This window comes from Lentzea sp. NPDC058450 (assembly GCF_042721395.1).
Taxonomy (GTDB): Bacteria; Actinomycetota; Actinomycetes; order Mycobacteriales; family Pseudonocardiaceae; genus Lentzea.
Genome location: NZ_JBHXLO010000006.1, coordinates 195,787 through 216,729, shown reverse-complemented (window position 1 = coordinate 216,729; position 20,943 = coordinate 195,787). Strand labels below are relative to the sequence as shown.

The 20,943-nt window shown below is 69.1% G+C and carries 16 protein-coding genes; 9 read left to right on the top strand and 7 right to left on the bottom strand.

The window, feature by feature from the left end; all coding sequences use genetic code 11:
• The first annotated feature begins 4 nt into the window (after positions 1-4).
• Positions 5-490, top strand: a complete 486-nt coding sequence (locus ACFWNN_RS12595) for a DinB family protein (protein ID WP_382440010.1) — start codon at positions 5-7, stop codon at positions 488-490.
• Here ACFWNN_RS12595 and ACFWNN_RS12590 read toward each other — a convergent pair whose 3' ends face one another.
• From ACFWNN_RS12590 to ACFWNN_RS12580, 3 genes are all read right to left on the bottom strand, one after another.
• Positions 491-1,243 (bottom strand): HEAT repeat domain-containing protein, encoded by a 753-nt coding sequence (locus ACFWNN_RS12590; RefSeq protein ID WP_382440009.1) that lies wholly within the window; start codon positions 1,241-1,243, stop codon positions 491-493.
• 100 nt (positions 1,244-1,343) lie between these two features.
• Positions 1,344-7,454, bottom strand: a complete 6,111-nt coding sequence (locus ACFWNN_RS12585) for a PA14 domain-containing protein (protein ID WP_382440008.1) — start codon at positions 7,452-7,454, stop codon at positions 1,344-1,346.
• Positions 7,455-7,702: 248 nt separating this feature from the next.
• Positions 7,703-8,620, bottom strand: a complete 918-nt coding sequence (locus tag ACFWNN_RS12580) for a LysR family transcriptional regulator (RefSeq protein WP_382440007.1) — start codon at positions 8,618-8,620, stop codon at positions 7,703-7,705.
• Between the two features lie 81 nt (positions 8,621-8,701).
• On the opposite strand from ACFWNN_RS12580, the gene ACFWNN_RS12575 reads away from it, so the two are divergent.
• The 6 genes from ACFWNN_RS12575 (at position 8,702) to ACFWNN_RS12550 (ending at position 15,502) form a co-directional block, all read left to right on the top strand.
• Entirely contained in the window at positions 8,702-10,186 is a 1,485-nt protein-coding gene (locus ACFWNN_RS12575) for an aldehyde dehydrogenase family protein (protein WP_382440006.1), read from the top strand.
• Positions 10,167-11,327 carry an NAD(P)/FAD-dependent oxidoreductase gene (locus ACFWNN_RS12570; protein WP_382440005.1) on the top strand — a complete coding sequence of 387 codons (1,161 nt, stop codon included), beginning with the start codon at positions 10,167-10,169 and terminating at the stop codon, positions 11,325-11,327. Before ACFWNN_RS12575 ends, ACFWNN_RS12570 begins: the two co-directional genes overlap by 20 nt.
• Positions 11,328-11,335: 8 nt before the next feature.
• Positions 11,336-12,454, top strand: coding sequence for a Glu/Leu/Phe/Val dehydrogenase (locus ACFWNN_RS12565; protein ID WP_382440004.1), 1,119 nt, complete (start codon positions 11,336-11,338; stop codon positions 12,452-12,454).
• Between the two features lie 154 nt (positions 12,455-12,608).
• The gene (locus ACFWNN_RS12560) at positions 12,609-13,694 is read left to right on the top strand and encodes a CaiB/BaiF CoA transferase family protein (RefSeq protein ID WP_382440003.1); all 1,086 of its coding nucleotides are present in this window, start codon (positions 12,609-12,611) and stop codon (positions 13,692-13,694) included.
• Positions 13,694-14,857 (top strand): acyl-CoA dehydrogenase family protein, encoded by a 1,164-nt coding sequence (locus ACFWNN_RS12555; protein ID WP_382440130.1) that lies wholly within the window; start codon positions 13,694-13,696, stop codon positions 14,855-14,857. The genes ACFWNN_RS12560 and ACFWNN_RS12555 overlap by 1 nt, the downstream gene beginning before the upstream one ends.
• A gap of 102 nt (positions 14,858-14,959) precedes the next feature.
• Positions 14,960-15,502 (top strand): TetR/AcrR family transcriptional regulator, encoded by a 543-nt coding sequence (locus ACFWNN_RS12550; RefSeq protein WP_382440002.1) that lies wholly within the window; start codon positions 14,960-14,962, stop codon positions 15,500-15,502.
• On the opposite strand, the gene ACFWNN_RS12545 is transcribed toward ACFWNN_RS12550, so the two are convergent.
• The 4 genes from ACFWNN_RS12545 to ACFWNN_RS12530 are packed head-to-tail and all read right to left on the bottom strand — an operon-like array spanning position 15,499 to position 18,335.
• On the bottom strand, positions 15,499-16,194 hold the full coding sequence (locus ACFWNN_RS12545) for a peptidylprolyl isomerase (RefSeq protein ID WP_382440001.1): 696 nt from the start codon (positions 16,192-16,194) through the stop codon (positions 15,499-15,501). The two genes, ACFWNN_RS12550 and ACFWNN_RS12545, sit on opposite strands and share 4 nt — an antisense overlap.
• 51 nt (positions 16,195-16,245) lie before the next feature.
• Complete coding sequence (locus ACFWNN_RS12540; protein ID WP_382440000.1) at positions 16,246-16,578, bottom strand: hypothetical protein; 333 nt, start codon at positions 16,576-16,578, stop codon at positions 16,246-16,248.
• 60 nt (positions 16,579-16,638) lie between these two features.
• Positions 16,639-17,265, bottom strand: a complete 627-nt coding sequence (locus tag ACFWNN_RS12535) for a response regulator (protein ID WP_382439999.1) — start codon at positions 17,263-17,265, stop codon at positions 16,639-16,641.
• On the bottom strand, positions 17,262-18,335 hold the full coding sequence (locus ACFWNN_RS12530; RefSeq protein WP_382439998.1) for a sensor histidine kinase: 1,074 nt from the start codon (positions 18,333-18,335) through the stop codon (positions 17,262-17,264). Before ACFWNN_RS12530 ends, ACFWNN_RS12535 begins: the two co-directional genes overlap by 4 nt.
• 108 nt (positions 18,336-18,443) lie before the next feature.
• On the opposite strand from ACFWNN_RS12530, the gene ACFWNN_RS12525 reads away from it, so the two are divergent.
• Together ACFWNN_RS12525 and ACFWNN_RS12520 are read left to right on the top strand one after the other, a co-directional pair.
• Positions 18,444-19,127: an ABC transporter ATP-binding protein gene (locus ACFWNN_RS12525; protein ID WP_382439997.1), complete on the top strand. Its 684-nt coding sequence runs from the start codon at positions 18,444-18,446 to the stop codon at positions 19,125-19,127.
• Complete coding sequence (locus tag ACFWNN_RS12520; RefSeq protein ID WP_382439996.1) at positions 19,124-20,899, top strand: FtsX-like permease family protein; 1,776 nt, start codon at positions 19,124-19,126, stop codon at positions 20,897-20,899. The genes ACFWNN_RS12525 and ACFWNN_RS12520 overlap by 4 nt, the downstream gene beginning before the upstream one ends.
• Positions 20,900-20,943: the final 44 nt, after the last annotated feature.

Sequence of the window (20,943 nt, the reverse complement as noted above, 5' to 3'; positions counted from 1 at the left end):
CCCGGTGACCCGAACCTGGCCCGCCAAGCTCGCCACCGACGAAGCCGCACTCGCCGGGGAGTTCCTCGACTTCCTCCGCAAGACCGTCGTGCTCAAGGTGGAAGGCCTGACCCGGGACCAGGCCGCAGCGGCTCCGATCCCCACGTCCCCGGGCCTGACCGCACTGGGCGTGCTCAAACACCTGACGGCCGTGGAGCGCTACTGGCTCTGCATCGCCGGCGCGGGCCTCGACCTGCCGTCGCTCTGGGAAGGCGACCCGGACCCGTCGTGGGACCTCGAAGACGACGACACCCCGGCGTCGCTCATCCAGGCCTACCGCGAGGAATGGGCGAACGCCGAGGCGGTGAAGCAACTCGATCCCGACGCCGTGGCCGCCGACGGCGAACGCACCGTGCGCTGGATCCTGGCCCACGTGGCCCAGGAAACCGCGCGTCACGTGGGCCACCTGGACCTGCTCCGCGAACTGGCGGACGGCCAGACCGGCGAGTAGTCAGCCGGTGACCTCGCCCGGCCACACCGGGATCAGGTCGACGACCTGTCCCGCCAGCGCGTCGTCGACCGCTGCCGTCGCGACCGGCGAAAGCCCACCCGCTCGTTGCGCGACGACCAACCGTTCGCGCGACGACGCGGCCAGTGCGGCGGCGGCGTGCCGCACGACCAGGTCGTGGCGATCCGCCAGGCACCGCACGAGTCCTTCGCCGACCAGGTCCTCCGATTCGGGCCCCAGAGCACCATCTCTGGTGAGCCGCCGGATCGCGGTGACCGCCTGCACCCGGACCTTCGGCCTCCTGTCCTCCAGTCGCGGGACGACGAACGGCACCGCCGCGGCGTCGGCCGTGTCGCCGAGCCCCAGCGTCGCGACGCCCCGGCGCTGGGTGGACCAGCGCCGCACGTCCCCGGCCAGGTGCTCCACCGGGTTCAGCCGGCGCAGCCTGGGGATTCCGTACACGCACAGGAACACGCTGCGATAGGGGTCTTTCCGGGCCAGCCAGTCGCCTGGGTCGCCCTTGCGGCCCTTGCCGAAGAACTCCAGCACGTACGCCGGGTCGCGATCCGGATCGCGCTCCGCCAGCACGCGGCACAGGACCTGGGCCACCGCCATCGTCCCGCTGTGCTCGTCGAGCAGCGCCTCGATGCGGCCGTCCAGGCCAGCCTCGTCGGAATCGACCAGAACGCGGATGTGCTTCCCGCGGTCCGGCGAACGCCAGTCGAGCACCCCTTCGAGGGCGCCGTCGATGTTCATCTGCCTTCACCTCAACGGTTTTCGAAACGAGCGGGCGGGACGCCTTCCGGCGTCCCGCCCCGATTGCCCAGGCCGCGCCGACGCTACCGGCGCTCACCTGTCACCTCCTGAACATGCCCGCCAAGCATCCTCCGACCTTGATGGCAATCGTCCACCCAGGGGAGGTGACGCCCTGGGCCATGGGCGGCCCCAGCTGTCTCAGGTTGTCCTTGCACCCCTGGACCCGCGGGTGGAGGTTGATGTGGTTGTACAGCTTCTTCGCCTTGCTGTTCTGCCAGCGCGTCTTCGCCTGCTGGAAGACGCCCTTGGCCCGGCTCACCGTCTTCACGGTGGTGTTGCGGACCCAACTGCCGGCCGCGACGGCCTTGCGGCCGGTCCACTTCATGCCCGACCAGATCCGCGGCGCGGCCTTGGTCGCCGCCCAGGCACCGAACCTGAACAGGTACGGCGCCGACGCGCGGGCAGCCCACGGAATCGCCACCCGCAGGCCCATCACCGCCGCCACGACGCAGAACGGGCACTTGCCGTCCAGGTCGTTGGCGTTGACGGGGTCGCCGTTGACGTAGTCGTAGTCGTTGGCGGAGCCGCCCTCGACCGGGTCGACGGACAGGAACCGGCCGAGCAGCGGGCTGTAGGGCCTCGCTCCCATCTGGACGATCGACAACGCTCCGGCGTGCTCGTAAGGACGCTGGTGCTGCCCGAGCCACCCGTAGTCCATCTGGCCGGGCTGGTTGTCCGGCACGTTGTCGTTGTCGACGGCGCCGTTGGTGGCGAGGGGTTCGCCGAACGGCGTGTAGTGCCGCAGCGCGCCGACCTGGTTGCCGGCCGCGTCCGTCGTGAGGACCGTGTCGCCGCGCACACTCGGGTGGTCGTACGAGCGGGTGTCCCCGTTGATCGTCAGCAACACACCGCCCGGCAACGAGATCGAGCGGGACAGCACCTTCTTGTCCTCGCCGAGCGCGAACTCCGCGGAGTCGCCCTCGCCGGTGTACGCGTACAGCACGACCTTCTGCGCGTCGCCCTGTTCCGCGCCGCGGAGCACGATCCGGTCGTTCACGTCGCGCTGGTACGCGACCGCCGCCGGGTCGGCGCCGACCGAGCGGGCACCGAGGTTGCGGCCCGCCGTGTCCCAGGAGAGATGGGTCGTGGAACCGTTGACCGCGTACTCGGTGGTGTTGCCGGCGTCGTCGTACTTGATGCCGGACACCGCGTTGTGGCCCGTCGTGGCCAGCAACCTGTCCGCCGCGTCGTAGCAGTAGTTCGTCGTCTGCGTGCCGCTCGCGGTCTGGTCGACCAGCTTCACGCGGTTGGTGTTCGCACCGGCGTTGCCGACCGAGCCCGTGGGACATCCCTCCACCGAGGGTGAAGTGAAGTCGTAGGTGTAGACGTGCCCGTTGACCGCCGCCTTGGTGAGTCGTCCCGCGCTGTCGTAGACGTAGTTGTGCCCGGTGCCCGCGTCGAAGCCGTTCAGCGTCTCGTCGACGATCGTGCCCGCGCGGGTGCGCGTCACGGCCGTGACGATCTCGGCTCCGGTCTTCGGCTTCCACGTGTGCGAGGTGACCTGGCCGACGCCGTCCTTGCCGATCGCGGACAGCGACGTGCCGTTGGCGTACGCCACCGACGTGAGCTCACCGGCCGCGTTGTACGCCGGCGTGGCGAGCGCCGCGCCGTCGAGCGACACGGTCCGCTGCCTGCCCGCGTCGTCGTACGTGGTGGTGATGACCTGCGCGGTGTTGGCCGGCAGGTTCACCTTCTCCGTCGTGACGCGGCCCGCACGGTCGTACTTGGTCTCCGTGCGCACGCCGTGCACGTCGGTGTACTCGATGACGCGGCCGATGAGGTCGGTCTTCTTCGTGACGGTGCCGTTGTGGTCCGACACGGTCGACACGAGCGGATCGCCGTTCACCGCGTGGTTCGTGGTGACGACTCGTTCGCCCGCGGCGCCGTTCGCCGGGTACTTGACCGACACCGCGCGGTCGCGGTCGTCGTACGTGGTGCAGGTCCACTTGCCGGCGCTGCCCTCGGCGACCACGCGACCGGACGCGTCGAAGATCTGCTCGTCCTCGCGCGCCGGACCCGTTGCGGGAGCGGGCATCCGGGTGAGCTTCGCGAGCCCGCCCTGGTTGATCGCCTCGACCTGGGTGGTGCAGGGGTTGTCCCGCGTCTCCTGGTCGCCGTAGTAGACGTAGGTCGTCTGCGCGTTGTTCGGCGCGGTCACGCCGGTCTTGCGCAGGTAGCCCGTGCCCACGTTCTCGTAGGCGGTCTTGACCTGCCTGCCGTTGGACGTGTTGCTGCTCGCCATGCCGTAGACCGGATCGAGGCCGTTCTCCCCGAACTTCGTCGTCGTGACCGACGGGGTGAGGCCGAGCGACTCGCCCTTGGTGACCGAGGTGGTGAGGCCGTACTTCGGCTTCATGTTCACCGCGGGCAGGACCTGCTGGGTGCCACCGGGGGTGGTCCAGTGCAGTTCGAGCTGAGCGACCGAGTTCTGGTCGTAGTACTCGACGCGGATCTTCTTCGACGCACCCGCCGACGGGCTGGTGACCGTCACCTCGCGCCACTTCGCGGGGGTGTCGATCCAGTCGTCGACGACGATCGCGTCGTCGATCCACACCCTGACGCCGTCGTCGGCGAGGAAGCGCAGCTTGTAGCTGCCCGCCTCGGGGAACACGACGTCGCCGGTCGCCCGCAGCGAGTACCCGTCCACGGCGATGCCCGCGACGGGTGCGGCCTCGCCCCAGTTGCGGGCGAACGTCCCGTCCGCGGCCAGGCCGGTCTGGTAGACCTTCGGCGCGCCGGTCAGTTCCTTGTTGTCGTAGAACGACACGGCGAGACCGTTGAGGCCCTCGTCGTAACTCGTCTTCGTGTGCGGGACAGTCGCGGCGCACTCCGCCTTGAGCTCCTGGCCCGTGAAGCACGTCGCGGGGCCGGGACCGTAGTTGTCGGTCGGCCGGTCCTGCGCGTCGTACACCGTGGTGGACACCCGGCCCGCCGCGTCCGTCGAGGTCAGCAGCTGGTCCTTGACGTTCCAGGTCTGCCTCGTCGTCACTCCGGTCGCGTCCGTGCTCGCCACCAGCCGGAAGGCGTCGTCGTAGACCACCTTGCGGGCGAACCCGATCGCCGGGGTGAGGCCGGCGATGTCCACGAAGGACGTCTTCGCACCCGTGTCGTAGCGGTACGAGTGGAACCCGCGCTCCTCACCAGGTGTCGTGATCGGCTGGTAGATCGTCCGGACCACGGGCTTGGCCGCCGTGTGGTCGTAGTAGTGAACGACGTAGTTCGCGGCGTCGGTGTTCCGGTTCGCGTGGTCCTGCGAGACCCAGTCCGCGCCGAGGCTGTCCCGCAGGCCGTCGAGCAGACCGTTGGTGGTGAAGCTGAACTGGGTCATCTCGCGACCCGGGTCCTCCACCGCGACGAGGTTGCCCCGGTGGTAGAACAGCTTCGTCTGGCTGCCGTCCCAGTACTCGACACGGCAGAGCATCTGTGCCGGGGGCAGCTTCTCCGCGTCCGGCGGGGGCGTCGCGCCCGCGTAGCAGTCGTCGCCCGGCCGGTTGTAGAACAGCTTCTGCACACGGCCGGAGACCGGGTCCTTGATCTCCTTGAGGCGCGAGGGAGATCCGTCGTAGATGTTCTGCAGCGCGGCGGGCTTGCGGGTGTCGACCGCGCCGGTCTGCGACTCCAGCTTGCCGGCGGAGTTGAACACGAAGACGTCCGAGCCGTAGGTCAGCGTGATGCGCCCCGCGCTGTCGAGGACCAGAGTGCCTGCCTCGCCGTCCGGCGGGGTGTAGCCACCGGCCGACTTCTTCGTCCACGTGTGCTTCGCGCCCGTGGCGTCGGTCAGGACGACGTTCTGGTCGGTGACCTTGGCTTCGGTGAAGCCGGTGCCGCTGCCGTCGAGGTCGGCGCTCAGCGTCCACCCCTTGGGCAGCGCGGGCAGGTCGGAGGAGTGCAGCCAGTCGGCCGGGACGATCTGCGGCGGCACGGTGGTGCCGTCGGTCGTGCGGGTGAACAGGCGCAGGTACGCCGCGCCGCTGACCTCGGCCAGCTCGACCTTGATCGGCACCCGCTGGCCCGCGGTCAGCTTCACGCTGGTCGCGACACCCCAGTTGACGTCACTGCAGCACCCCTGGTCGTAGACCGAGTTCCCGTTGACCCACACGCGCAGCCGGTCGTCGTGCACACCGGCGAACTGGTAGTCACCGGTCGCGGGGGCCTGGAAGAAGCCCTCCCACCGCGCCACGAACCAGTCCTTCGGCAGGGCGGGCGCGAACGGCGACGTGTCGCCCCAGTCCACGTTCACCTGCGGTTCGGTGCGCACCAGCACCGGTTCCTGCTGCGGGCTGATCTCGCCGTTGTGCGACAGGTCCGGGAAGTACGACGCGCGCAGGCCCTTGAGCTCCTGCTGCTGTGAGTTGTAGGTCATGTTCAGGCCCGCGGTGCCGCCGACCGTCGTGAACGTCGGAGACGAGATCGACGTCATCACGTTGCCGTTGGCGAGGTTCACCTCGATCGGGCCGGTCTTGTCGTCCGGGGCCGGGCCCCTGTTGCCGATCCGCTGGTCGACCTTCAGGTGGAACACCGGGCTCGGGATGCGCGAGGTGGCACCGCTGACGGCCTTGGCCTGCCAGGTGTAGGAGACGCCGTCCTGCAGGACTCCCGACGGAACCGTCCAGTTGGGCTGGTCGAGACAGCCGGAGTCCACGACGACGCCGGTCTTGGCGTCCGGGCCGGTGGCGACGGTGAAGCAGTACTTCACCGGCTCGCCGTCCGGGTCCGAGACGGGGGTGACCGCGAGGTTCGGCGTCGTGCTGGTGAGGACGCTGTGGTCGGCCGGGTGGACGAGCGACGGGGCGGGCGGCGCCGAACCGGTGTCGACGGTCAGCGTGACCGTGGTGTCCTTGTAGGTCCAGGCGCCCGCCTGCTCGGTGCCCACGATCATGAACGTGGCCATGTGCCGGATGTCCGCGACGTGCTGGAGGAAGCTCACCAGGCTGTCGCCGGTCAACGTGCCGACCTGGCCGACGAGACCGGTGGCCAGCAGGCCTCCGAGACCGTTGAAGTCCATCGCCGAGGCGTGGTAGAGCTGCGCCTGGTAGGTCTTGTCCGGACTGAGCGGGCCGGTCTTCTTCGTCACGTCGACCTTGGCGCCGACGATGCGCTGGCCGTACAGCGGCTGGTAGTCGAACCGCACGGCGCTGCGCCAGTACTTGTCACCGCGGTCCAGCGAGTTGCCGAACTGCACGCCGCACATCTGGCACCAGAAGCCGTCCGACTTGTACGACTCGGCGTAGGTGACGCCGAAGCTGAACGTCGGGTCGACGCTGACCGGGTAGACCCGCTTCGGGTCCTTCAGCCACGCCTCGTCGACGGCGACCGTGAGCACCCAGTCCTGGCCCGTCTTCTCGACGGTGTAGGTGCCGCCGGTCTGCGCGGGCGGCGCCTCCTCGGTCTTGCCGGAGGAGTCCCACGTGACGATCGGCGGCATGACGATCTTCGGGGTGCCCTTGGCATCCCGCAGTTCGACCGTGCCCTGCTCCGTCACGGCCGGAGTGAGGGTGCCGGTCTTGAGGGTGAACCGCCACCTGTTGGTGGACGGCACCTTCTTCAGCAGGATGGTCTCCTTGACCGATCCCGCCGTGACCTCGTACTGCAGGTCGGTGTCAGGGGCGACGTCCGCGTACTCCACAGTGGAGTCCGCGACCTTGGCCCGCTTGTCCTTCGCCGGCTTCTCCGGCGCCAGCGAGACCTTGTCGCCGTCGTACTCGACGGTGATCAGCGCCGGGTCGTCCGCCGTGCCCGCGAGCGTCGGACTGAGCGGGTGCTGCTTCGCCTTCACCCGCCGCGTCGGGGTGTCGGCCACCAGGGTCGGGTCGACCGGCTGCCAGGAACCCTCGGCGTCCTTGACGTTCAGCGGTTCCGTGGACTGCTTGATCGTCTTGGTGCCGTCGGGGTTGGTGTACTCGTCGACGAACATCGACCGGGACGTCACCTGCGACTTCACCGGGTCGAAGCTCGAACTCTCCCGCTTGGCCAACGGACCGAAGTCCGCCTTCGGGTCCGCCGCCGCGACGGGCGGGGCGGGCACTTCGCGTCCCTTGAGCACCGGCAGCCGAGTCGGATCGACCGCCGTGGACGGCGCGGGAGGCGCGGCGAACGCGGGTGCGGACGCCAGACTGATCGTCAGAGATGTTGCGAGCGCAGCGGCAAGCACCCGTGCGAATCTTCGCGCACGAGTGTGCCGCGTCGCAGAGCGACGCGTCATGTTCGGTATGTCCCCCAGGATTGAAGGGAGTCGGCACGGGCTTCCGCGACCCGTACCGGTCCCACATAGTTGATCGCCGCTGAGCATGCCCAAATCGGACATAAGAAATCAATGGACCGTTCGGCTCAACTAACGCTCCGTGCAACTGAGGTCACACTCCGAGACTGAGACCTGCGTCTCGCCTGGCCAGAGCCATGTCAGGGCTGACTTATGTGGCCGCCCACGGCGTTCTGGCAGGCGTCGCTCAGCGCGTTCACCGCGTCGCGCAGCAACGGGTTCGTGTTCGCCGTGCGGTGAACGACGTACACGTGCCTGCGCAAAGGCTTGTGCCGCAACGGCATCGCATGCGTGCCGGGCAGCTCCTTGTAGCCGAGGGCGGGTACGAGCGCCACGCCGACGCCCGCCCCCACGAGAGACTGCACGACCTCGTAGTCGTTGCTGCGGAAGACGATTCGCGGCGCGAACCCCACCGCGGCGCACAGGCGGGTGAGGCAGGTGACGCCGGAAGTGCCGTCGCGGGAGGCGATCCACCTCTCGTCCTTGAGGTCTTCGAGCCTGACGTTGTTCTTCGCGGCCGGGTGCCCGGCCGGCACCAGGACCAGGAGTGCCTCGTCCAGCAGCGGCACCACCGTCAGCTCCTCCTGCCACGTTCTCGGTACGAGGTCGTACGCGTACACCAGCGCAAGGTCGAGCTCGCCGGTCAGCACCATCGGCAGCACGTCGTCCGGCTCCGCCTCGTCCAGGCGGATCTCGGCGCCCGGCAGATCCGCCTGCAGGCGGGCCAGCGCCCGCGGCACGATCCGCGCGCTCGCGGTGGGGAACGTGCCTATGCGCAGGCGGCCGCGCAGCCCCTGCACCATCGCCTTCACCTCGTGCTCGAAGCCGTCGAACGCGGCGAGCAGCTCGCCGCCGCGGTCGGCGATGAGCAGGGCGGCGCTCGCCGGCCTGATCGAGTGCGCCTCGCGTTCGAAGAGCGTCACGCCGACCGCTCGCTCGAACGCCGAGATCTGCTGCGACACGGCCGAGGACGTGTAGCCGAGCCGGCGCGCGGCCTCGGCGAACGACCCCGCCTTCACCACCTCGACGAGGGTGCGGAGATGAACCGGATTGAGCACCAGGCGAGCTTATGCTCAACGTCGCGAGGTTTCATTCTGCGACCCCTGGCGCATCCGCCGCGCCTCTACCAGGGTGGACTCATGCCCTACATCTCCACGAACCCGTCGAACACCTCCGACGTGGTCGCCGAGATCGAGCTCGCGACCAGCCGCGCCTTCGTCGACGCGGCCCACCGGGCCCAAGCCGCCCAACGCGCGTGGGCACGTGTGCCCGCGCCCGTGCGAGGCCAGGTCATCGGCAACATCGGCCGCCTGGTCGAGGCGAACTTCGAACCCCTGGCCCAGCTCGTGACCCGCGAGATCGGCAAGCCGATCGGCGAGGCCCGCGGCGAGGTCCAGGAGATCGTCGACACCTGCGACTTCTTCGTCGGCGAGGGCAGACGCCTCTACGGGCAGACGGTCCCCTCCGAGATGACCGACAAGCAGCTCTTCACGTTCCGCAACCCGGTCGGCGTGGCGGCGATCATCACCGCCGGCAACTTCCCCGTCGCCGTGCCGTCCTGGTACATCGTCCCCGCACTGCTGTGCGGCAACTCGGTCGTGTGGAAGCCCGCCGAGTACTCCGCCGCCTCGGCCCAGGCGTTCTACGACGTGTTCCAGGCCGCGGGCATCCCCGACGGCGTGTTCGAGATCGTCTTCGCCGAGGGCTCGGAGACGTTCACGGGCTTGGAGCAGTCGCTGCAGCAGGGCCTCGTCGACAAGGTCGGCTTCACCGGCTCCAGCGAGGTCGGTGTGCGCATCGGGGAACTGTGCGGACGCCACCTCCAGACGCCGTGCCTGGAACTGGGCGGCAAGAACCCGATGGTCGTCACCGAGGACGCGGACCTCGACCTCGCGGTCCAGGGCGCGCTGTTCGCCGGCTTCGGCTCCGCGGGCCAGCGCTGCACCTCGCTCGGCACGGCGATCGTGCACGAGTCGTTGTACGACGAGTTCCTGACCCGGTTCACCGAGGCCGTCGCCCACGCCCGCGTCGGCGACCCGACCGGCGACGTCCTCTACGGACCGTTGCTGGACGAGAAGTTCGCGCTGGCGTACGAGAAGTACCTCGGCTGGATCGGCGAGCACCACACGGTGCACGGCCCGACCGGCCGCATCTCCGCCACCAGCCCGCGTGACGGCTTCACCGGTGAGAACGGCTTCTTCTACCACCCCGCAATCGTTTCCGGTGTGCGCGACGACGACGAACTCTTCCTCCAGGAGACGTTCGGGCCGATCGTCGGCGTCATGAAGTACTCGGACCTGGACGAGGCGATCGAGCTCGGCAACAAGCCGGGCTACGGCCTCTCCTGCTCGATCTACACCACGGACCCGAACAAGGCCTTCCGGTTCCGCGCCGGCATCTCCGCCGGAATGGTGAGCGTCAACAACTCGACGTCCGGGGCCGAGGCGCACCTGCCGTTCGGCGGCAACGGCAAGAGCGGCAACGGCTCCCGGCAGTCGGGCGTGTGGGTGCTCGACCAGTTCACCCGCTGGCAGTCCATGAACTGGGACTACTCCGGGAAGCTGCAGAAAGCGCAGATGGACACTCTCGCGATCGAGGCGAACCTTGACTTCCGCCTCGCCTGAGCTGCCCGCTCAAGCAGAGGTCGTCGTCATCGGCGGCGGGGTGATCGGCACATCCATCGCCTTTCACCTCGCCGAGGCAGGAGTCCGGGACGTTGTCGTCGTGGAGAAGGATGATCTGGGGTCCGGCTCCACCTGCAAAGCGGCAGGCGGGGTGCGCGCCCAGTTCTCCGACGAGCTGAACATCAGGCTCGGAGCTCGCTCAATCGAACTGTTCCAACGCTTTCCGCAGCGTCCGGGGCAGGTGATCGACCTGCACCAGGTCGGCTATCTGTTCCTCCTCTCCTCTCGGGAACACGTCACGGCGTTCGAGCGCAACGTCGACCTCCAGAACTCCCTCGGCGTGCGCAGTCGAATGCTGACTGTCGAGGAAGCACGGCGGATGTCGCCGCTGATCGAAGCGGACGGCCTGCTCGCGGCGGCCTTCTCTCCGGACGACGGGCACTGCACGCCTGAGTCCGTCGTCCTCGGTTACGCCACCGCGGCCCGCCGGTTCGGTGCCCGCTTCCGCACCAGAACTGCCGTGAGATCGATACTAGGAACGGGGTCCGACAGTTTTCGCGTGGAGACGACGCGCGGGACCGTTTCGGCGCGGAAAGTCGTCTGCGCGGCCGGCGCCTGGTCCCGTGAGATCGGCGCGATGGTCGGCGTCGACCTGCCGGTTTCCCCGCTGCGACGGCAGATCATGTTCACCGAACCCATGCCGGAGCTACACGATCGGGTGACGCCCTTCACCATCGACTTCGGCAGCACCTTCTACTTCCACCGCGAGGGCCCGGGACTGCTGTTCGGCATGTCCGACCCCGACGAGACGCCGGGCTTCAAGCTCGACATGTCCGACGCGTGGCTGCCCCGGCTCACCGAGGCGATCGGCAGGCGCGCGCCGAGGCTGCTGGACGTGGGCGTGCGCGACGGGTGGGCCGGGCTGTACGAGGTGACCCCGGACCACAACGCGCTGATCGGCTCCGTCGGCGACTTCTTCTACGCCACCGGTTTCAGCGGCCACGGCTTCCTGCAAGGGCCTGCGGTCGGCGAAGTCGTGCGCGACCTCGTGCTCGGCCGCGAGCCCTTCGTCGACGTGTCCGCGTTGGACGCCTCCAGATTCGCCGCCGACCAGGCGCGGCCCGAACTCAACTGCGTGTGAGGAAAGTGATGGACGTTCTCCAGCTCATGGACGAGTGGGGGCCTGAGAAGGTCGTCTGCGTGTCGGACCGGCGCACCGGCATGAAGGGTGTGCTGGTCATCGACAACACCGCGCGCGGCATGGGCAAGGGCGGCACGCGGATGAGCCCGGCCGTGACGGTCGAGGAGATCGCCCGCCTCGCGCGCGTGATGACGTGGAAGTGGGCCGGGGTCGACCTGTTCTTCGGCGGCGCGAAGGCGGGGATCAGGTTCGATCCTTCCTCTCCTGACAAGGAAGCAGCACTGCGGGCGTTCGCGCGCAAGCTCTCCAACGAGGTGCCGCGCGAGTACGTGCTCGGCCTCGACGTCGGCCTCACCGAGCGGGACGCCGCGATCGTCCAGGACGAACTGTCGGACCGCGGCGCTATGATGGGCGCACCGGCTCAACTCGGCGGTCTTCCGTACGACGAGCTGGGCGTCACCGGGTACGGCGTGGCCGAGGTGGCGGACGAGGTGACGGAGCTGCGCGGCAAACGCGTGGCGGTGCAGGGTTTCGGCGCGGTCGGCGCCGCGGCGGCGAAGCGGTTCGCCGAGCTCGGCGCGGTGGTCGTGGCCGTGTCGTCGGCGCACGGCGCGCTGGTCGATGCCAACGGACTGGACGTCGCACGGCTGCTGAAGCTGCGAGGCGAGTTCGGTGATCTCGCGGTCAAGGAGTACGGCAGCGTCCAGGAGCTCGGCACCGAACTGCGGGTGCCCTGCGACGTGCTGGTGCCCGCCGCACTGCAGGACGTGATCGACGCGGACCTGGCGGGCGAGCTCGACACCACCCTGGTGGTCGAGGGCGCCAACCTGCCCACTTCCGTTGCGGCGCAGGAGGTTCTCGCGCGGCGCGGGATCACGGTCGTGCCGGACTTCATCGCGAACGCCGGCGGGGTTGTGGCGGCGGCGTACGGCATGGACGCGCGGTACTCGCCGTTCCCGGTGAACCCCGCGACGGTGCTGGAGGCCGTCTCGGAGAAGCTGAGGGCGAACGCGGTGCACGTCCTCGCCGAGGCGCGAAGTCGTGGCACCACAACGCATGTGGCGGCACGTGCGCTCGCACAGGAGCGTGTGCTGGCCGCGATGAAGCTGCGCGGCCGGGTCGCGTGACCGGCGGCGTTGCGCGCGTTCCGGCGCACCGCGGCGCGTCGGCGATGCCGCGTGCAACGACGAAGCAACGAAGAGCGGGGTACAAGAGCCGCGACAGCAGTCAGGAACACGCGCATGCGTTGTGCGCTAGAACGAAGCAGCGGAGGCGAACGGCATGAGCTCCCTCGAAGGCGTGGTGATCGCGGACTTCAGCCGGGTGCTCGCGGCACCGTACGCGACGATGATGCTGGGCGACCTCGGCGCCGAGGTCGTGAAGGTCGAACAGCCCGGCAGGGGCGACGAGACCCGCGCGTGGGGTCCGCCGCACTACGAGGACGAGGCGACGTACTTCCTGTCCGTCAACAGGAACAAGACGTCGGTGCAGATCGACCTGTCCACCGAGAAGGGCAGGGAGCAGGCGCGTGAGCTGATCGCGCGGGCGGACGTCGTGGTCGAGAACTTCAAGCCCGGCACGATGAAGAAGTTCGGGCTGGACCACGAGTCGCTCGGGCGGGACGACCTCGTCTACTGCTCCATCTCGGGGTTCGGCTCCGGCAAGGGCGCGGACCTGCCGGGCTACGACCTGCTCGCGCAGGCCGTGGGCGGGTTGATGAGCGTGACCGGGCCGGGTCCGTACGAGCCGGTGAAGACCGGTGTGGCGCTGGTCGACGTGCTGACCGGGTTGCACGCCTGCGTGGGCATCCTGGCGGCGCTGCGGCACCGCGAGGCGACGGGCCTGGGTCAGCTCGTCGAGCTGGACCTGCTGACGGTGCTGCTGTCGAGCATGGTGAACCAGAGCGCGGGGTTCACGCTGGCTGGGTCGGTGCCGAAGCCGATGGGCAACCGGCACCCGTCGATCGCGCCGTACGAGGTGTTCCCGACGGTCGACCAGCCGATCGTGCTGGCGGTGGGCAACGACCGGCAGTTCCGCCGGCTGTGCTCGGTGCTCGACGTGCCGGAGCTCGCGACGGACGAGCGGTTCGTCACGAACTCCGACCGGGTGGAGCACGTGGACGAGTTGTTCGAGGTGTTGTCGGCACGGCTGCGGACGCGGCCGGCCCAGCACTGGTACGAGACGCTGACGCCCCTCGGCGTGCCGTGCGGTCCTGTCAACGACGTCGCGCACGCGTTCGCGCTGGCGGAGTCGCTGGACCTCAACCCGACCGCGACGATCGGCGACATGACGCTCGTCGCGAACCCCATCCGCCTGTCGCGCACGCCGGTGACGTACCGGCTGCGCCCGCCGAAGCTGGAGCCGTGATCGTGCAGGACCCGTTGCAGTTGCTGGACATCCCGTCGTTGCTGGGCGACGAGGAGCGCGACATCCAGGCCACCGTCGCGGCGTACCTGGCCGAGCACGTGCGCCCGCACGTCGCGGAGTGGTTCGAGGCCGGCATGCTGCCCCGCGAGCTGGCGCAGGAGCTGGGCAAGCTCGGTGTGCTCGGCATGCACCTGGAGGGCTACGGGTGCGCGGGCACGTCGGCGCTCGCGTACGGGCTCGCGTGCCTGGAGCTGGAGGCCGTGGACAGCGGCATCCGCAGCTTCGTGTCCGTGCAGGGGTCGCTGTCGATGTTCTCGATCTGGCAGTACGGGTCGGAGGAGCAGAAGCAGGAGTGGCTGCCGCGGCTGGCCGCCGGTGAGGCGATCGGCTGCTTCGGGCTGACCGAGCCCGACTTCGGGTCGAACCCGTCCGGCATGCGCACGAAGGCGGTGCGCGACGGCGCGGACTGGGTGCTCAACGGCACCAAGATGTGGATCACGAACGGTGGTCTGGCGGACGTGGCGACGGTGTGGGCGCGCACGGAGGAGGGAATTCGAGGATTCCTCGTTCCCCGCGGCACGCCGGGATTCTCGACGCGCGACATCAAGCAGAAGCTGTCGATGCGAGCATCCGTCACCTCCGAGTTGATCCTCGAGGACGTGCGGCTGCCGGAAAGCGCGCGGCTGCCGCTCGCGACTTCCTTGCGCGCCCCGCTCACATGTCTGAACGAGGCGCGGTTCGGGATCGTGTTCGGCGCTGTCGGTGCCGCGCGGGATTCGTTGCAGGCGGCGCTCGACTACTCCGGCACGCGCATCCAGTTCGACAAGCCGATCGCCTCGTTCCAGCTGACTCAGCGCAAGCTCGCGAGCATGGCGGTGCAGGTCAGCAACTCGATGCTGCTGGCGTTGCACCTCGCGAGGCTCAAGGAGGCCGGCACGCTCAAGCCCGAGCAGATCAGCGTCGGCAAGTACAACAACGTCGAGTCGGCCATCGCGATCGCGCGGGAAAGCCGGACCGTCCTCGGCGCGAACGGCATCTCTTTGGAGTACTCGCCGCTGCGGCACGCCAACAACCTGGAATCCGTCCTGACGTACGAAGGGACTTCCGACATCCATTTGCTATCCATCGGCCACGCGTTGACCGGAATCCCCTCGTTCCGCTGATCTTTCGCCTTATCCTGCACCTCGCACTGGGCTCGGGGGTGGGAGGAAGTTCTGCCGGAGGAGACAAACAGCCGCAGTGACGCGCGCCGCAACCGCAAGCGATTGCTGGATGCCGCGACGCACGTCCTGCGGGCTGAACCAGCAACGGCGACGATGCAGTCGATCGCGCGCAAGGCGGCGCTTTCCCAGGCGACGGCGTATCGGCACTTCCCGTCCGTGGAAGCGCTCGTGGTGGCCTACCACGAAGACGTCATGGCGTCGTTGGTCGAGCACGGCGAACGGTCTCGCAAGACCGGCAAGGAACTGTTCGAGCACCAGGTCGCGCGGTGGGTGAAGCTGCAGAACGCGCACGGCCCGGTGATGGTGCGGTACTCGTCGCAGCGGGGGTTCCTCGACCGCCTGCACGGCGGCGAGTCGATGGCGAAGCTGTCGTGCGGCGCGTGGGACCAGGCGCTGCGGGGTGTGCTGATCGACCTGGTGTTACCCGACGCTCTGCTGAACGTGGCGCGGTTTCTGCACAACGCGTTGTTCGACCCGCGGGAGATCCTCGATCTGACGAAAACCGCCGGACTACCTGACGAACAGGTGGTCCGGCGGCTCTCAGACGCGTTCTACGGGGCCCTGCAGGGCTGGGCCGCCTCCTAGAGGCCCAGCGGGAGCACCCACTTGAGCTCGGACTTCACGTTCGGGCGGCCGTCGAGCGGGTCCTCCCCCGCGATGCCGCCGGCCGCGATCTTGTCGAGGGTCTTCAGGCCCTCGGGCAGGATCTGGCCGAACACGGTGTAGTTCGGGCGCAGGATCGAGTCCGACTGCACCAGGAAGAACTGCGAGCCGTTGGTGTCGGGTCCCGCGTTGGCCATCGCGAGCGTGCCGCGCGGGTAGATCCGGCGCTGCCCGGTCGGGTCGTTCGGCGCGGGCTGCAGGTCGGTCGGCAGTTCGTCCTTGTACCGGTAGCCGGGGCCGCCCTCACCGGTGTTGGACGGGTCGCCGCACTGCAGCACCTTCAGCGTCGGGTACGCGGTGAGCCGGTGGCACTCGGTCTGGTTGTAGAAGCCGCGGTGCGCGAGGTGGATGAAGCTGTGCGCGGTGCACGCGGCCTTGGTCCGGTCGAGGACCAGCGGGATGTCACCCTGGTTGGTCTTCACCTTGACCAGCACCTTGCCCTTGGTGAACCACGGGTCGTGCGGGATGGACACCGGCCGTGCGGCGGGCTCCTCGGGGGTCGCGGTGTAGCCGCAGTCCGGGCGGGCCGTCTGCACGTCGGCGGACGCGGTGCCCGTCGTGATGAAACCCACGGCCAGCGCCGCCACTGCCAGTCCAGCTGCGATTCGCCTCATGCGCGTTTCCTAGTGGAGCTCAGGGTGACCGGGCAAGCCTTAACGGATCACTCAGTTGTCGGTCGACTCGGTAATGTCGTACTCGCACTTCGCCTCCGCGCCGGAGCCGGTGATCTCCTTCTCCTTCTCCACGCGGAGTTTGCAGGTGGCCTGACCGGACTCCGGCTTCACCACGAGCGTGATCTTGCCGAGCGCGTTGGCGAGCATGCCCACGTTCTTCACCGGCAGGTCGACGGTCTCCGACTGCGAGGCACCACCGGGAACGGTGAGCGTCAGCTGCGCTTTGCCGCTGCCCTCGATGTCGTAGAACGCCTCGTAGGTGTAGCTCTTCGGGCCGCACGCGGTGAGTGCCAGCACGGGGATCAGCAGGAGGAGTTTCTTCATGGCTCGAATTCTGGTGATGTGCGCGGGGCCGGGCTTCTGTCCGGAGACCGGTTGTGGGTCCTACTTTTGGCCGACCAGGCGGGTTTCCCACGCCCAGGCGGCGATCTCGACGCGGTTGCGGGCGTCCAGTTTGGTCTGAACGCTCGCGAGGTGCGTCTTCACCGTGCCCAGCGAGATGAACAGCTCCTGCGCGATCTCGGCGTTCGTCTTGCCGACGGCCGCGAGCTTCACGACGTCGAGCTCGCGTGCCGAGAGCTTGTGCGGCGCTTGTGGCGCCGGCGTGTTCATGTGCTGCAACAGTCTGACGGTGATCGACGGGCTGATGAGCGCGTCACCAGTGACGGCCGCACGGACCGCTTCGACGAGCAGGTTCGGACCGGCGTCCTTCAGCAGGAAGCCGCACGCGCCGTTCTTCAACGCCGTGTGCACGTATTCGTCGTGGTCGAACGTCGTGCACACCACCACGTTCACGTCGTTGGCGATCTGTTTGAGCGCTTCGAGTCCGTCCATGCGGGGCATGCGGATGTCCATCAACGCGACGTCCGGCCTGGTGCGCCGTGCCTCCGCGACGGCCTCGACGCCGTCCTGCGCTTCCGCCACGACCTCGATGTCGGACTCGGCCCCCAGAATCATGCCGAAGCCCGTGCGCACCATCGCCTGGTCGTCCGCGACGAGAACCCTGATCACGCGGTCGCCTTTCCGGTAGGGAGTGCGGCGTCGACGACCCAGCCGCCGTCGATGCCCGGCCCTGCCTTGAGTCTGCCACCGAGCGCCTGCACTCGTTCGGTGAGTCCGACGAGCCCGAAACCGTTGCCCTGCCTCGCGGGCCTGCCGTCGTTGGAGATCTTGACCGTCACCCAGTCCGGTGTGGTCTGGATCTGGACGTCCACTGTGGTCGCTTCCCTGGCGTGCTTGCGGACGTTCGTCAGCGACTCCATGACGACGCGGTGCACCGAGCTCGCGACCTCGGGAGGGAGGGTCGCCGTGTCACCGTGGATTTCGAGGCTCGCGCGTGGTTCAGCCGCGATCAGCGGTTCGATGTCGACGATGCCCGCGACCGGTGCGACAGGGGCGTCGTCGCGCAGCATGCCCACCATGCGGCGCATCGCGGTCATGGCCTCGCCGCCGGCTTCCTCGATGCGTTCGAGGGCCTCTTTGGCCTGCGCGGGGTTCCGTTCGACGATCCGCCCGGCGCCCTGGGCCAGCACGACCATGCCCGTGATGTGGTGTCCGACGAAGTCGTGCAGGTCCCGCGCGAACTCGGCCTTCTGCTCGGCTCGGACGGCCTCGACCTGCTTCTCCCTGGCGTTGCCCAGCAGCCGCAGGTAGCCGACCAGCGAGAACACCCCGGTCGCGATGACCAGCAGGCCCATCACCAGGGTCAGGTCGGCATCGCCGAGCGGGTACTCCCAGGGCTGGGTGACCAGGGCGACGACGATCCAGGCGAGCAACGGCGCGTCCCACCACGACCGCGCCCGGTTGGTCGTCACGGCGAGCACGCCCGTCAGCGCGAGCGTCTCGGCCAGGCCGAACTCCTTGTCGACCGGGTTGACCAGCGTGAACGTCACGCTCGCGGTGGCGGCGAGGGCGGCGAGGCCCCGATGTGGACGCAGCCAGGCGGCGGAGGGCAGCAGGATGCACGCGAACTCGGCCCAGCCCGTCCACGGGTAGAGGCCCGGCGACCTGAACAGACCGAACCGGAAGTCCACGAACACCGCGGCGAGCAGAGCGGCGACCGCGCCGAACCTCCAGAGCATGGCCATGACCTTAGGCATTCGCGCGCGGTCCGCAGATCGGCCGAAAGACAGAGGCGAACTCGGCGCGAGACCGAGGTTTCCCTCACTTCCGGAGACTTTGCTGACCATGTGAACAACTTCGCTTCCGCCGCGGCCGACCTCGTGAAGGTGTACGGCTCCGGTGACACCGCGGTTCGAGCACTCGATGGGGTGACGGTCGGGTTCCGGCCCGCCGCGTTCAGCGCGATCATGGGCCCGTCCGGGTCCGGCAAGTCGACGCTCATGCACTGCCTCGCCGGTCTCGACACGGCCACGTCCGGGGCGGCGCTGCTCGGCGGGAAGGACCTGACACGGCTCTCCGACACCGCGCTGACGAAGGTGCGGCGGGACCGGATCGGGTTCGTGTTCCAGTCGTTCAACCTGCTGCCGACGCTCACCGCCCGGCAGAACGTGCTGCTGCCGCTGACCCTCGCCGGACGCTCCGCCGACAAGGCCTGGTTCGCGCAGCTCGTGGAGGCGCTCGGGCTGTCGTCGCGGCTGTCGCACCGGCCGTCGGAGCTGTCCGGCGGGCAGCAGCAGCGGGTGGCGCTGGCGCGTGCGCTGGTCACGCGTCCTGACGTCGTTTTCGCTGATGAACCGACCGGCAACCTGGACTCGCGGTCGGCGGCGGACGTGCTCAACCTGCTGCGTCAGGCCGTGCGCGAGTTCGGTCAGACGATCGTGATGGTGACGCACGACGACAGGGCCGCCTCTTATGCCGACGCCGTGGTGCGCATGGCGGACGGCCGTGTCGTTCAGGCGGTCGCCGCATGAGGAGGTTCCTGCCGGTCCTGTCGATCACGATCGCCGCGTTCTTCGCGTACTCCACGGCACTCGCCAAGAACGTCGCCGAACGGTCGCTGGCTGCCCAGGCGAAGCAGCTGGTCGAGGTGTTCGTGCTGCTCGGCGCGTTCGTCACGGTCGCGATGATCGTGGCCGCGCTGGTCTCCACCTCGACGTTCCGGATCGTGTTCGCGCAACGGATGAGGGAGCTCGCGCTGCTGCGCGCGGTCGGTGCCACCCGAGGACGGCTGGCGCGCGGGCTCGTCGCCGAGGGTGCGCTGGCCGGATTGCTCGCCTCGGTCGGCGGGGTGGCGCTGGCGGCGGGTGCGGGGCAGCTCGTGCCGCTCGCGGGCCTGGTGGCGCCGGGGTTCCCGCTCACGCCCGCGCTGGCCGTGGTGTCCGGGTCGTTCGTGCTGACCACGCTCGCCGTGCTGGCGCCCGCGTGGTCCGCGGCCAAGGTCTCCCCGCTGGAGGCGCTGCGCACCTCAGCCATGCAGGACACCCAGAGCCGGATCGGGGTGCCGCGTTGGGTGCTCGGCCTGCTCATGGCCGGTGGCGCCGGGTGGTTGCTGGTGTCCGTCGCGATCGACGGGCTCGCCGATGGGCGACGACCGAGCGGGATGATCGAGGACCTGCTGCTGCGCACGACCATCAGCGGTGCGTTGACGTTCGGCGCGTTGATCACGCTCGGGCCCGCGTTGATCGCGCCGCTCCTCCGGTTGTTCGGATTTCTGTTGCGGCGCAGCACGATCGGCACGCTGGCGGTGAGCGGCGTCGGGGGTGCGCCTCGCCGGGCCGCGTCGGTCACGGCGGTGGTGGCGGTGGGCGTCAGCCTCGTCATCGCGACCCTGACGGGCGCGAACACGTTGCAGGGACTGGGAAAGGCGGAGATGGCGAGCGCCTACCCGGCCGAGCTGGAGATCACCGGGCCGGTCGATCCCGCGGCGCTGACCGCGGCCGGGCTGACGAACGTGCTCCCCTACCGGCGCACCGAGATCACCCTCGACGGCACGCTCACCATGCGCGCCACCGACCTCGACATGACCAGGTTGAGCGGCCTCGGCGACTTCCGCGTCGACTCCGGCTCGCTCCACGACATGGGGCCGCGCAAGCTCGTCCTGTCCACCTCGACGGCGACCAGGCTCGGCCTGACCGCCGGGTCGGCCGTGGACGTCAACGGCGTGCGGATGACCGTCGCGGCGACGTTGTTCGGCGAGATCCCGCTCGGCAGCGCGCTGCTGCACTCGTCCGACGTGGAGGGCGAAACCGTTGGCGCGCTTGCCAACGGTGCCAAGGAACGGGTACCCGCCGGCCTCGAGGTGGAGTCACTCGCGGAACGTCGCCAGGTGCAGGAGAACGAGTTCACCTCTTTGGTGGTGATCGCGGTCGGGCTGCTGTTCCTCACGATTCTCATCGCCGTGGTGGGGGTAGGCTCGACCACGGCGTTGTCGGTGCTCGAACGAACCCGCGAGTCCGGTCTGCTGCGCGCGATCGGCTTGCCCCGCAAGGGCCTCGGCCTCCTCATCACGACCGAGGCCGCCCTGTACGGGACCGTCGGCGCGCTGCTGGGGCTCGTCATCGGTGTCCCCTACGCCTGGCTCGCGATCGTCGCGCTGGGCGTCGAGTGGCCGTTGCAGGTTCCCGTCGTGGCGATCGGCGTGGTCGTGCTCGTCCTCACCGCACTCACCGCGGGTGCGGGGCTGCTGCCTGCCCGCCGGGCGGCGCGGGTGAGCCCGGTGGCCGCACTTCACTCGATCCAGTGAGGTGTGCCGGATCCAAGACCGGGTACTCGAACTGCATAGGGAGG